This window comes from Streptacidiphilus fuscans, from assembly GCF_015690355.1.
Taxonomy (GTDB): domain Bacteria; phylum Actinomycetota; class Actinomycetes; order Streptomycetales; family Streptomycetaceae; genus Streptacidiphilus; species Streptacidiphilus fuscans.
In genome coordinates, this window is sequence record NZ_JADPRT010000021.1 from 139,309 (window position 1) to 151,962 (window position 12,654).

Below are 12,654 nucleotides of genomic sequence, written 5' to 3' on the forward strand. Positions count from 1 at the left end.
GATGATCAACCGGACCACCCAGTCCCTGCTGGGCGCGCTCGGGGTGCTCGCGCTGACCCTGGGCATCGCCGAGATCCACCCGCCCAAGGGCGAGGCCGCCGCCAGCGGCAGCAGCGTCGCCACGGCCGTCTCGCAGACCACCGTGGTCTGCCCGCCGCCGCTGCAAGGTCAGTCGGGCAGCAGCCTCTACAGTCTGGCCGTGCCCGGCGCGGTCTCCGGCGGCTCCGGTGCCGGTGGCTCGGGCTCAGGAAGCTCGGGTTCCGGCGGGGCGTCCTCCGCTGCGGGCGCGGCGCTGGCCCCGCTGAGCGCGCCGGGCTCCGGGTCGGCTTCGAGCTCACCGAGCGCGTCGTCGTCCGCCTCGTCGTCCTCGTCCTCTTCGCCGTCGTCCTCGGCGTCCCGATCGTCCTCGGCCTCGGGCTCCGCCTCCGCCGCGCCGAACGCGTCGGCCTCGCCGTCGGCCGGGGTGACCAGCCCGCCGATCGCGCAGCAGACGCAGACCGGCGGCGGCACGACGGCCAAGGCGCCGTCCGGGCAGAACGCGCCCGCGATGGTCGGCACGGCGAACGGCGCGCTGGCCCCCGGCTTCTCGGTGCAGCAGAACACCGTCGCCTCCGGCTCGCTCTCCGGCATCTCGTGCACCCACCCCGGCACGGACTTCTGGTTCGTCGGCGCCGACTCGAACAACGGCAGCACCGGCTACGTCGAGCTCTCCAACCCGCAGGCCGACGCGGCGGACGCCGACATCCAGGTCTTCGGCCCCAACGGCGAGGTGACCTCCACCGCGGCGTCGAACATCTCCATCCCGGGCAACGGCAGCACCTCGCTGCTGCTGTCCACGCTGGTGCAGCCCGGCAACGGCGGCCAGGACCTCGCCGTCCACGTGATGGTCCGCAGCGGCCAGATCGCGGCGGCGCTGCACATGGACACCAACTCCGGCGCCGACTGGGTCCCCGCGACCACCCAGGGCAGCAGCGCCTACCTCCCGGGCCTGCCCGGGGACCTGCACCAGTACAACCTCGACGTCTACGTCCCGGGCGGCCAGGACGCCGACCTCAAGGTCCAGCTCGCCTCGCAGAGCGGCCTGATCACCCCGGCCGGGCACGAGACCGTCCACATCAAGTCCGGCACGCTCAGCAGCTTCTCGCTCGGCGACCTGACGCGCGGTCAGGGCGGCATGCTGGAGCTCACGCCGACCGACCCCAAGGGCGACGCCGTCCCCTTCGTGGCCGGGATCAGCACGGGCAACTCGAACGACACCGCCTACCTGGCCGGCGTCGCGCCGATCACCCAGCGCGGCACCGTCGCCGGCAACGCCTCCGGCAACACGCTGCTGCTCAGCGCGCCGAACGGGGCAGCCGGCGTCACCGTCACCTCGATCGGGAGCAGCGGCTCCCCGGCCACCAAGACCGTCCAGATCCCGGCGGGCTCGACCGTCTCGGTCCAGCTCCAGTCCCCGGGCGGCAGCGGACCCTTCGGCGTGACCGTCACCCCGACCTCGGGCGGCCCGGTCTACGCGGCACGTGAGATCAACGACAGGGACGGGCTGACGATCCAGCAGATCCCCGACGACCGCAGCACCGTGCTCGTCCCGACCGTCATCCGCAACGCGGCGATCCTGGTGCAGTAGCGGACTGTCGTCCGCCGACCGCAGGATCGGTCGTCGCCTGGAGTGCCCCCGCACGGTTTCCACCGCGCGGGGGCACTGTCGTCAACGCGGGCGTTCGCCCGTCACTCCTCGCCGTAGCGCGGGTCGACCGCCTCCGGCTCGACCCCGAGCAGCTCGGCCACCTGCTCCACCATCACGTCGTGCACCAGCGCCGCCCGCTCGTCGCGGCCCTTGGCCCGGATCTCCACCGGACGCCGGTACACCACGATCCGCGCGGGCGTGCCGCTGACCGCCGCGATCAGCCGCCCCAGCGGCACCTCGTCCGCCCGTACGTCGTCGATCGCGGGCTCGGGCTCGCCCGGCAGCGGCGCCGGGACGTCCTGGACCGCGAACTCGACCTCCTCCAGCTGTGGCCAGCGCCGCTCCAGCCGTTCCACGGACTCGCGCACATAGTCGTCGAACAGCTCCGAGCGGCTCAGCGCGATCGGCACCTGCCGAGGCGCGAGCGGCCCGCGCATGCCCCGGCCGTGGCGGTCGCGGCGGCGACGCGGCGACGTGGCAGCGGGCGGGGTCGAGGTCGATACGGGTGGTCTCTCCATCACCACCAAGCGTATCCACTGCCACCGACAGTGATGCCTGCACGGCGCAGTCGGTGCGCCCGGCCGTCGTCGGCGGAGGCCGCCGAAGACCTGTGCAGGGCCTGGTGAGCCCGGGTGAACGTGGCGGAACGAACCCCTCCGGGACGACACGGGAGCTGATCCGGGGCAGAGTCTTCGCGGCCCGGTCAGGAGTGCGGTACCGTCCAACGTCGTGAGCCCTGTCCGTCGTTGTTCGCGCACCGCCTGCGGCCGTCCCGCGGTGGCGACTTTGACGTACGTCTACGCGGACTCCACCGCCGTCCTCGGCCCCCTCGCGACCTATGCCGAGCCGCACTGCTACGACCTTTGCGCCGAGCACTCGGAGCGCCTGACCGCCCCGCGCGGCTGGGAGGTCGTCCGGCTCACCATCGACTCCGGCCCGATCCGCCCGTCCGGGGATGACCTGGAGGCGCTGGCCAACGCGGTGCGCGAGGTCGCCCGCCCGCCGGCGCGCCGCCAGGACGGCGGCTCGGAGGCGGATCCCACCGAGGTCGGCCGCAGAGGCCATCTCCGGGTGCTGCGCACGCCGGAGGACTGATCGGGACTGAACGGGGACGTGGCGCTGGGCGCGCCCCAGCGTCGCCCGTCACGTCCGTCAGCAGCCGTCCAGTACGTCCCGTCACACGCCGCTAACCCTTTGCTCACCCGTACCCGGTATCGTGCCTAGCCCACGGACACGGGCCGTGGCCAGGGGCACGGAGACGCGCCCGAGGCACACAGACCACCCACAGAATGGCGGAGAACCGCAGTGCGTGACCTGAAGCAGATCGTGAAGGCGTACGACGTCCGGGGTGTCGTGCCGGACCAGTGGGACGCGGAGCTGTCCCGCGCCTTCGGTGCCGCGTTCGTCGAGGTCGTCGGCGCCGACGCGATCGTGGTGGGTCACGACATGCGTCCCTCCTCGCCGAGCCTGGCCCGCGCCTTCGCCGAGGGCGCGGCCGCTCGCGGCGCGGACGTCGTCGAGATCGGTCTCTGCTCCACCGACCAGCTCTACTTCGCCAGCGGCAAGCTCGACCTGCCCGGCGCGATGTTCACCGCCAGCCACAACCCGGCCCAGTACAACGGCATCAAGATGTGCCGCAAGAGCGCGGCCCCGGTCGGCGAGGACACCGGCCTGGTCGAGATCCGCGAGCTGGTGCAGTCCTGGATCGGCGCGGACGACAAGGTCACCGTCCCGGCCGCCGACGCGTCCGTCACCGTGGGCACGATCAGCCAGCAGGACGAGCTGCAGGCTTACGCCGACCACCTGCGCGGCCTGGTCGACCTGACCTCGATCCGCCCGCTCAAGGTCGTGGTCGACGCGGGCAACGGCATGGGTGGCCACACCGTCCCGACCGTCCTCGGCGGCCTGCCGCTGGACATCGTCCCGATGTACTTCGAGCTGGACGGCACCTTCCCGAACCACGAGGCCAACCCGCTCGACCCGAAGAACCTGGTCGACCTCCAGGTCAAGGTCCGCGAGGTCGGCGCCGACATCGGCCTCGCCTTCGACGGCGACGCCGACCGCTGCTTCGTCGTCGACGAGAACGGCGACCCGGTCAGCCCGAGCGCGATCACCGCGCTGGTCGCCGTCCGCGAGCTGGCCAAGGCCAAGGCAGCGGGCGAGACCGAGCCGGTGATCATCCACAACCTGATCACCTCCTGGGCCGTCCCGGAGATCGTCGCCGAGAACGGCGGCCAGGCCGTCCGCACCCGCGTGGGCCACTCGTTCATCAAGCAGGAGATGGCCAACTCCGGCGCGATCTTCGGCGGCGAGCACTCCGCGCACTACTACTTCCGCGACTTCTGGCGCGCCGACACCGGCATGCTGGCCGCGCTGCACGTGCTGGCCGCACTGGGCGGGCAGGAGCAGCCGCTGTCGCAGCTGACCGCCGTGTACAACCGGTACGTCAGCTCCGGCGAGATCAACAGCACCGTCGCCGACCAGTCCGAGCGCGTCGCCGCGGTCAAGGCCGCGTACGCGGACGCCGAGGGCGCCTCCTTCGACGAGCTGGACGGCCTGACCGTCGCGGGCGCCGACTGGTGGTTCAACCTCCGCGCCTCCAACACCGAGCCGCTCCTGCGCCTCAACGTCGAGGCGCGCGACGAGGTCACGATGTCGAAGCTCCGCGACGAGGTCCTGGCCATCGTCCGCGCCTGACGGCTGACGCCGCAGGTCGTTGTCACTTTCAGGGGCGCGAGGCTCTGCGGCTCTGCCGCGCGGGCGCGACAAGCCACCCACGCAGGTAGAGCCCTGAACGCGCAGGGCCATCCGCACAGGGTGGTGTCTCGCGCAGTTCCCCGCGCCCCTGGGCAAAGTGCAACTGCCCCGCCTGCACATGTCCTTCCGCAGGCGGGGTCCGCAGCCCCCGTCGGGGCAAGTACGCTGCTTGCCGAAGCAACCCTCATCGACTCCCGGAGCGCCAGCGACATGAGCATCGAACCCGCCCTGCTCGAGATCTTCGCCTGCCCCGCGTGCCACGCACCCCTGCGCGAGGACGCCGACGCGGCGGAACTGCTCTGCACCAGCAGCACCTGCGGTCTCGCCTACCCGGTGCGGGACGGCATCCCGGTGCTCCTCGTGGACGAGGCCCGACGACCCGCATGATCGACGAGCGGCTGCTCGACGACGCAGACGAGCTCGCCCGCGTGGACACGCGCGGCGCCTTGCTCGCGTTGGCGTCCGCCGGTGCGCGGGTGCGTACCGGCCTTCGGCTCGCCGAGGAGGCGGGTCTGGCCGGGCTGCGCCCGGAGGGGCGGCCACGGGCCGTCCTGGTCGCCGGACACGGCGCCGCAGCCCTCGCGGGCGACGTGCTGGCCGGGTTGGGCGGGAGCGCCTGCCCGGTGCTGGTGCTGCGCCCCGGACCGGCCGAGCCGGACCCGGCGATGATGTACCCGGTCACCCGCAGCGACGACTTCACCCTCGGGCTGGACTGGGCGCTGCCGGGCTGGGTCGGCCCGTCCGACCTGTTGGTCGTCGCCGCGTCGGTCGGCAGCGTCCCCGGGCTCATCACCCTGGTCGAGCGCGCGTACCAGCGCGGCTGCTCGATCGTCTCGATCGCGCCCGCCGGGTCCCGGCTCGCCGAGGCGGCCGTGCAGGCGCGCGGAATGCCGCTGCCCTACACGCCCGGTCTGGCGGCGGCCCTCGACGGTTACGGCGACGGCCCGGACGACGACCTCCCGCGTGAGGACCCGTCGGACTTCTGGGGCCTGCTGGCCCCGCTCCTCGCCCTGGCGCAGCGGACCGGCGTCGTGCCGATCGCGTCCGACGCGCTCCAGGCCGCAGCGAACCGGCTCGACGAGGTCGCCGTGCGCTGCCGACCCGCCGCCGAGACCTACGGCAACCCCGCCAAGGCGCTGGCCGCACGGCTCGCCACCGCACTGCCGCTGCTGTGGAGCGACGGGGACTGCGCCGCCGCAGCCGCGCGCCGCTTCGCGGCGATGCTCGCCGACCACGCCGCCCGCCCGGCGCTGACCGGAGCCCTGCCGGAGGCGCTCACCACCCAGCGCGGCCTGTTCACGGGCACCTTGGGCGCAGGCGGTGGCCCTGACGACTTCTTCCGTGACCGCGTCGAGGACGAGAGCGCGCTGCGCCTTGAGGTGCTCCTGCTCCGCCGCACCCCACGCGCCGGTAACGGCAGCGCGGACTCCGCGTCCGCACCCGAGGCGGAAGGATCCTGGGACGTCACCGAGGATCCATTCGCCGATCACCTCCCGGACAGCGGCTCACCGGCGGCCGGGCATACCGTGGCGCGGGCGCACCGACTGGCCGCCGACCACCAGGTCGGGCTGCGCGAACTCACCTCGACCCGGGCCGATCCGATCGAGGCCCTGGCCGAACTCATCGCCCTCACCGACTTCGCCGCCGTCTACCTGGGACTGGCCGCAGAGACCGAAGGTAACTGACCCGCATGGACCGCCTCGCCACCACCATCCGTCCGTACGCCTGGGGTTCGCGCACCGCCCTGCCGGCGCTGCTGGGGGCGGAGCCGACCGAGGACCCGCAGGCGGAACTGTGGATGGGCGCCCACTCCGGCGCGCCCTCCGGCGTCGATCGCGGTCACGGCGCGCAGACCTTGGACCAGGTCATCGCGGCCGACCCGGAGCGCGAGCTGGGCGCGGCGACGGTGCGCCGCTTCGGTCCGACGCTGCCGTTCCTGTTCAAGGTCCTCGCCGCCGGAGAACCCCTCTCCGTCCAGGTCCACCCGGACCTGGCGCAGGCGCAGGCGGGCTTCGCCGCCGAGGAGGCCCGAGGCATCCCGCTGAGCGCCCGGGAGCGCAACTACCGGGACGCGAACCACAAGCCCGAAATGCTGTGCGCGCTCGACGAGTTCACCGGCGTCTGCGGCTTCCGCCGCCCGGAGCGGACGGCTGCGCTCCTGGACCGTCTCGGCGTCCCAGGCCTCCGGCCCGTGGCCGATGTCCTGCGCGCCAAGCCCGAGCCGGAGGCTCTGCGCGAGGCGCTCACCCTGGTGCTGACGCTCGATCAGGCCTCCGTCCCGGCGCTCGTCGCCGAGACCGCCGAGGCCCTGCGCCGCCTGGCGGCGGAGGCCGCGTCCGACGAAGCCGAAGCCGTGGCATTCGCCGACTACGCCGCCCTGGCCGACTACTACCCGAACGACCCGGGCCTGCTGTCGGCGCTGCTGCTCAACCACGTCGTACTCCGCCCCGGCCAGGCGATCTACCTGGGTGCGGGCGTGCCGCACGCGTACTTCCGCGGCCTGGGCGTGGAGCTGATGGCCAACTCGGACAACGTGCTGCGCGCCGGTCTCACGCCGAAGCACATCGACGTGCCGGAGCTGCTCGCGGTCGTCCGCTTCGAGGCGACCGATCCGAGCGTGGTCCCGTCCGAGAGCGTGCCCGGCAACCCGGGCGAGCAGCTGTACCCGGTCCCGATAGACGAGTTCCGCCTCTCCCGCTACGAGCTGGGCGAGTGGCCGCTGCCGACGGGCACCCCGCAGATCGTGCTCTGCACGTCGGGCGAGGCCACCCTCACCGACGCGGCGGGCCAGCGCCTGACCCTCTCCCCGGGCCAGTCCTGCTTCATCCCCGCGGACAACCCGGCCGTCACAGCGACCGGCTCCGCGACGACGATCTTCCGCGCGACCGTCACCCTGTGAGGTAGTTGCAACCCCCGGGGCGCGGGGAACTGCGCGACAAGCCACCCACGCAGGTAGAGCCCCGAACGTTCAGGGCCATCCGCTTGCGGGTGGCGTCTCCCGCAGTTCCCCGCGCCCCGGGACGTCTGCAACGCCCCGTCCACCGAAGACTCAGAGCCCGAGGACCAGCTTCTCCAGCGCTGCCTTCGCCCGCGCGTCCGACTGCGCCCTCGCGGCCACCGCCGTGGCCAGCTCGTGGACCCACTCGTCCAGCGCAACCTGCTTACGCGACAGCACCACACCCCGGACGATCGTCGCCACCTCGCCCACCGGGCGGCCGTGGGCCAGGGTGAGGATGAGCCGGCGGTCGTCCAGGGAGACCTCCAACTTCTCCACCTTCCCGGGGCGGCCGGACATCCGGTCCGACATGGATCGCTTGTGGCTCAGCTCGACCGAGCCGGGCGGCAGCGCGTCCGCCAGGGAGCCCGTCAGCACCTGGGCATAGATGTCCAGATCCGCCGCGTCCCGGCGCAGCGCCGCCGCCAGCAGCTCGATCTCACTCATATGTCTCGTCCCTCTTCGCTTCTCGTCACCGTGGCCCGTTCTCGCCCGAGGCGTCAGCCGTCGAGGCTGAGCACCATGGTGGGCCGCTCGATCTCGTGGTCCGGACGCAGCGGGCGGACCGCCGTGCCGATCGAGAAGAACTCCGTGGTGTGCCCGCCCCAGCGGTGGTTGTGGGCGTTCAGCTGAACCCCGACCACGCCTTCGGCGTGCAGCGCCTCGGCCTCGGACTGCATCCGCGCCATCGCCAATTCACGCGCGTCGTACAGAGCCTGGGTGAACTGCTCGATCTCCACATTCTTGCCGATGTTGGAGAAGACCGCGCCCATCCGCTGGTGTGCGATGTGGTAGACGCAGGTGCCCATGACCATGCCCAGCGGGGCGTAGCCGGCCCGGATCAGCGTCCAGAAGTCCTGGCCGGAGAGGTCCGAGGTGAAGGGCTGGTTCTTGTTGTTGCGCCAGGTGCCGCCGCCGGGGGGCGCGTGGTCCGCCTTGACCGCCGTGCCGATGGCGATGAACTCGGCGATGTCGTTGCCGAACTCGCGCGCCTCGACGGAGAGCCGGACGCCGACGATGCCGTCCGCACCCAGCGCGGCGGCCTCGGCCTCCATACGGGTCATGGCGAGCTCACGAGCGTGGTACATGGCCTGGCTCAGCGTCTCCAGCTCCTGGTTCTTGCCCCAGCGGCCGAACTGGATGCCGACGTGGTAGATCGAGCTGCCGAGCACCAGGCCGATCGGCTTGAAGCCGGCCTCGCGTACCAACAGGAACTCGTTCACCGAGAGGTCGCTGGTGAAGATCGAGCCCGCCTTGCCCGGCTGAAGCTCGGCAAGACGGCGCATCGCGTCGGCGGGCACGCCCTGCGCGGTCGGATCGGTCGTGCTCATCGGACGGCTCCCCACGGGTTACTGGAAGTGTTGCCGGAACTGAAAACGCTGCTGTCGGAGACGCGCTTGCTCTTGCTGCCGAACGCGGTGGGGATCATCCCTGGTCCCCCAGTTCGCTCAGCTCGTCGGCCAGCCGCCGGTACTCGTTCGGGTCCCCGTACGGGCTCGACGCGACTGCGGCGAGCCGCTGGCGCAGCCGGTCGCCACGCTTGCCCAGCGGCATGACCGAGAGGGTGCGCGGCTTTTGGTCGCCGGTGCGGAACCGGGCGATGCTGGTGCCGATCATCGTGGCCTCGGCCACGTGGTCCTCCTGCTCGGAGTTGTTGCGGTTGGCCGCACGGATGCAGGACTCCCGCCAGACCCGTAGATCACCGGCAGCCATGATCACACCGTCACCGCCCATCCGGGACGCCTGCAGCTGCAACTGCTGGCGCGCGTCGGCGCGGATCGCGTGGATCAGTCGGCTCCAACCGGTCATCTCCGTGTTCTGCCACGAATACTGCTGAGACTGTGTGCGGTAGTCGTCGTGTCGGACCCCGATCGACATGCCGACGAGCAGTTCGGCCGGGACCCACCCTGCACTCACCAGCTTGGCGAACCCCTGGCCGTCCAGGTGGCAGGTGAAAGGGTGTCGCGGCCGGACATTGCCCTGCGCCCGCACCGCGGTGCCGATCACCTTGAACTCCAGGCAGTTGGGCGCGTTCGGGAACGGCGCCATGGTGAGCTCCGCCGCCACCACCCCGTCACCGCCCAGCGCCGAGCACTCGGCCGTCATCCGGCCCAGCGCGGTACGGCGGGCCTGGTCGAAGACGCCGACCAGCTGCCGGGAGGGAGCTCCCTGCCCCGACAGGGCGACCGGCGCGTCGCCGCGGTTGCCGTAGCTGAAGCCGAACCCTGCGCCGCTGTAGAGACAGTCGTGGTAGCCCCAGTACCGACCGCTGCGTGCGATCTGGAACACCGCCGACCCCATCACCTGCCCGACCGGCTCGAAGCCGACCGACTTCACCGAGGCGAACTCGCCGGTGGAGAGGGCGGACGTCCACGTCCCGCTGCCTCTCACCTCGGCCATTCGCTCGGCCGCAGCGGGTGGTAGCCCGCCGCCGTTCCAGGGAACCGTCATCCCGTCCCACTCCTGCCCGACCTCGCGAACACTTTGCGCCCCTCGGAATGTACGCACGGTGTAGATTCGTCTCAAGAACCAGACGTCGCTGCTGATGGCGGTCGGCAGGTCCCGGGCTCCAGGCTCGGGCACGCCGAGGGAGAGAGGGCCTCCGACGCACTGGTCCGGAACAAACGGTCATACGGTTGAGGCACGCATTCGGGTTCCCGGATCCGGCGGCCCCTTCGGTATGTCCGTGTTGGTGTGCCCGCGCATCGGGCCGCGCCTGGGTTCCGGACCGTCGCCTCCCACTACCTCGACGTGATGGAGATACAGCGTGACGTCCCTCAACGCCGGTGACTTCAAGGTTGCCGACCTTTCGCTTGCCGCGTTCGGTCGCAAGGAGATCGAGCTGGCCGAGCACGAGATGCCCGGTCTGATGGCGATCCGCAAGGAGTACGCCGACGCGCAGCCGCTGGCCGGCGCCCGCATCACCGGCTCCCTGCACATGACCGTGCAGACCGCCGTCCTGATCGAGACCCTGGCTGCGCTGGGCGCCGACGTGCGCTGGTGCTCCTGCAACATCTTCTCGACCCAGGACCACGCGGCCGCCGCCATCGCGGTCGGCCCGAACGGCACCCCGGAGAACCCCCAGGGCATCCCCGTCTTCGCCTGGAAGGGCGAGACGCTGGAGGAGTACTGGTGGTGCACCGAGCAGGCGCTGACCTGGCCGGGCCACTCCGGCCCGAACATGATCCTGGACGACGGCGGCGACGCGACGCTGCTGGTCCACAAGGGTGTCGAGTTCGAGAAGGCGGGTGCCGCGCCGGACCCGTCCACCGCGGACAGCGACGAGTTCCGGATCATCCTGGAGCTGCTCAACCGCACCCTCAAGGAGACTCCGAAGAAGTGGACCGAGGTCGCCTCCGAGATCAAGGGAGTGACCGAGGAGACCACCACCGGTGTCCACCGTCTGTACGAGATGCACCGTGACGGTGACCTGCTGTTCCCGGCGATCAACGTCAACGACGCGGTGACCAAGTCGAAGTTCGACAACAAGTACGGCTGCCGCCACTCGCTGATCGACGGCATCAACCGGGCCACCGACGTGCTGATCGGCGGCAAGGTCGCGGTCGTCTGCGGCTACGGCGACGTCGGCAAGGGCTGCGCGGAGTCGCTGCGCGGCCAGGGCGCCCGGGTCATCGTCACCGAGATCGACCCGATCTGCGCGCTGCAGGCGGCGATGGACGGCTACCAGGTCGCCACGCTGGACGACGTCGTCGAGATCGCGGACATCTTCGTCACCACAACCGGCAACAAGGACATCATCATGGCCAAGGACATGGCCAAGATGAAGCACCAGGCCATCGTCGGCAACATCGGCCACTTCGACAACGAGATCGACATGGCCGGCCTGGCGAAGATCCCCGGCATCGTCAAGGACGAGGTCAAGCCGCAGGTCCACACCTGGACCTTCCCGGACGGCAAGAAGCTCATCGTGCTGTCCGAGGGCCGCCTGCTGAACCTGGGCAACGCGACCGGCCACCCGTCCTTCGTGATGTCCAACTCGTTCGCGGACCAGACCCTGGCCCAGATCGAGCTGTTCACCAAGCCCGAGGAGTACCCGGTCGGCGTCTACACGCTGCCCAAGCACCTCGACGAGAAGGTCGCCCGCCTCCACCTGGACGCGCTCGGCGTCAGGCTCACCACGCTGTCCCAGGACCAGGCCGACTACATCGGCGTCAAGGTCGAGGGCCCGTACAAGGCGGACCACTACCGCTACTGATCGGCGCACCACTCGACGTACCGCATCCCGATAGGCGGTAGCGAGGATCTTCCAGCGGCCGCTGGCGCATAGGCTCGTCCCATGCCCAGCGGCCGTTACTCGTTCCACGACACGCACGACGACACCCCCCTCGGTGACGAGCGCTTCAGCTGCGCCGCCGGACCCTCCGGCTGGCGCTACACAGCTCAGACCTTCACGACGGATGGCACGCTGGACGGCTCCGTCGACCTGACTCTCGACTCCCGATCCCGCCCGGCCCGACTGGAACTGCGCCGCAACGGCTGGCAGGTGCGCGGCGGTGCCCTCGCCGGGCTGACCTGGGTGCGTACGCACCCTGACGACCGGGATCTCTCGTTCACGAGCGAGGGCAACGAAAAGGCCCACGCCTTCACCGGCCGCTCGCCGGCGTTCCTCATCGCGACGGCACGGATGCTGGCGCTGTCGGAGGGCTCCTCCGCACGCGTCCGCGTCGTCTCCTTCACCGAACCCGTGCTGGCCCCCCGCACGCTGGACCAGGGCTGGACCCTGGAAAGCATCGAAGCACACACCACCGACAGCGGGCCGCTGACGGTCCGTCGCTTCCGCGTCGCGGACCTGGAGACGGGGGAGGAGGGCCTGGTCCACCTGGGCGGCGACGTCGTCCTGGCAGCGCCCGGCGTCGAGCTGGAGGAGCTGGACACCCCTCCGGGTCCCTGGATTTGACTCGGGCCGTACGGCCACGTAACGTTCTTCGAGTTGCCCCGCTGAGCGGGGCGGCAAACCCCCCAGAGAATCGGAAATCCGATTGACGGGGACTGCGAAATCGGGACTGAAAAGTTCTGATAGAGTAGAAAACGAAGGAAGCGCCCGGAGAAAGCCCGAGAGGGAATTCAAAGGAAGCGTCCGTTCCTTGAGAACTCAACAGCGTGCCAAAAGTCAACGCCAGTTACTTTTGAGAACAAATTTTCAGCGAGGACGCTGTGCACGGGTCCGCTCATTCCGGCGGATGCTGTGCCGCTC

General features: G+C 71.0%; 12 protein-coding genes. 8 read left to right on the top strand and 4 right to left on the bottom strand.

What is annotated here, in order from left to right; translation table 11 throughout:
- The first annotated feature begins 1 nt into the window (after position 1).
- Positions 2-1,627: a DUF5719 family protein gene (locus I2501_RS35455; RefSeq protein WP_196198297.1), complete on the top strand. Its 1,626-nt coding sequence runs from the start codon at positions 2-4 to the stop codon at positions 1,625-1,627.
- A gap of 101 nt (positions 1,628-1,728) precedes the next feature.
- On the opposite strand, the gene I2501_RS35460 is transcribed toward I2501_RS35455, so the two are convergent.
- Positions 1,729-2,205 carry a metallopeptidase family protein gene (locus I2501_RS35460; RefSeq protein ID WP_196198298.1) on the bottom strand — a complete coding sequence of 159 codons (477 nt, stop codon included), beginning with the start codon at positions 2,203-2,205 and terminating at the stop codon, positions 1,729-1,731.
- A 211-nt stretch (positions 2,206-2,416) separates the two neighbouring features.
- Here I2501_RS35460 and I2501_RS35465 point away from each other — a divergent pair, with 211 nt between their 5' ends.
- The 5 genes from I2501_RS35465 (at position 2,417) to manA (ending at position 7,343) form a co-directional block, all read left to right on the top strand.
- Entirely contained in the window at positions 2,417-2,782 is a 366-nt protein-coding gene (locus I2501_RS35465; protein WP_196198299.1) for a DUF3499 domain-containing protein, read from the top strand.
- 210 nt (positions 2,783-2,992) lie between these two features.
- Complete coding sequence (locus I2501_RS35470; protein WP_196198300.1) at positions 2,993-4,384, top strand: phosphomannomutase/phosphoglucomutase; 1,392 nt, start codon at positions 2,993-2,995, stop codon at positions 4,382-4,384.
- A 270-nt stretch (positions 4,385-4,654) separates the two neighbouring features.
- Positions 4,655-4,831 carry a Trm112 family protein gene (locus I2501_RS35475; protein WP_196198301.1) on the top strand — a complete coding sequence of 59 codons (177 nt, stop codon included), beginning with the start codon at positions 4,655-4,657 and terminating at the stop codon, positions 4,829-4,831.
- On the top strand, positions 4,828-6,129 hold the full coding sequence (locus tag I2501_RS35480; protein ID WP_196198302.1) for an SIS domain-containing protein: 1,302 nt from the start codon (positions 4,828-4,830) through the stop codon (positions 6,127-6,129). Before I2501_RS35475 ends, I2501_RS35480 begins: the two co-directional genes overlap by 4 nt.
- 5 nt (positions 6,130-6,134) lie before the next feature.
- Positions 6,135-7,343, top strand: a complete 1,209-nt coding sequence (gene manA, locus I2501_RS35485; RefSeq protein WP_196198303.1) for a mannose-6-phosphate isomerase, class I — start codon at positions 6,135-6,137, stop codon at positions 7,341-7,343.
- Positions 7,344-7,493: 150 nt separating this feature from the next.
- On the opposite strand, the gene I2501_RS35490 is transcribed toward manA, so the two are convergent.
- The 3 genes from I2501_RS35490 to I2501_RS35500 all read right to left on the bottom strand — a co-directional run bounded on the left by I2501_RS35490 (position 7,494) and on the right by I2501_RS35500 (position 9,890).
- Positions 7,494-7,886, bottom strand: a complete 393-nt coding sequence (locus I2501_RS35490) for a hypothetical protein (RefSeq protein ID WP_196198304.1) — start codon at positions 7,884-7,886, stop codon at positions 7,494-7,496.
- A 53-nt stretch (positions 7,887-7,939) separates the two neighbouring features.
- Complete coding sequence (locus I2501_RS35495) at positions 7,940-8,770, bottom strand: heavy metal-binding domain-containing protein (RefSeq protein ID WP_215910262.1); 831 nt, start codon at positions 8,768-8,770, stop codon at positions 7,940-7,942.
- A 94-nt stretch (positions 8,771-8,864) separates the two neighbouring features.
- On the bottom strand, positions 8,865-9,890 hold the full coding sequence (locus I2501_RS35500) for a heavy metal-binding domain-containing protein (RefSeq protein WP_196198305.1): 1,026 nt from the start codon (positions 9,888-9,890) through the stop codon (positions 8,865-8,867).
- A 316-nt stretch (positions 9,891-10,206) separates the two neighbouring features.
- On the opposite strand from I2501_RS35500, the gene ahcY reads away from it, so the two are divergent.
- Positions 10,207-11,655, top strand: coding sequence for an adenosylhomocysteinase (ahcY, locus tag I2501_RS35505; RefSeq protein WP_196198306.1), 1,449 nt, complete (start codon positions 10,207-10,209; stop codon positions 11,653-11,655).
- 81 nt (positions 11,656-11,736) lie between these two features.
- On the top strand, positions 11,737-12,357 hold the full coding sequence (locus tag I2501_RS35510) for a hypothetical protein (RefSeq protein WP_196198307.1): 621 nt from the start codon (positions 11,737-11,739) through the stop codon (positions 12,355-12,357).
- Positions 12,358-12,654 lie beyond the last annotated feature (297 nt).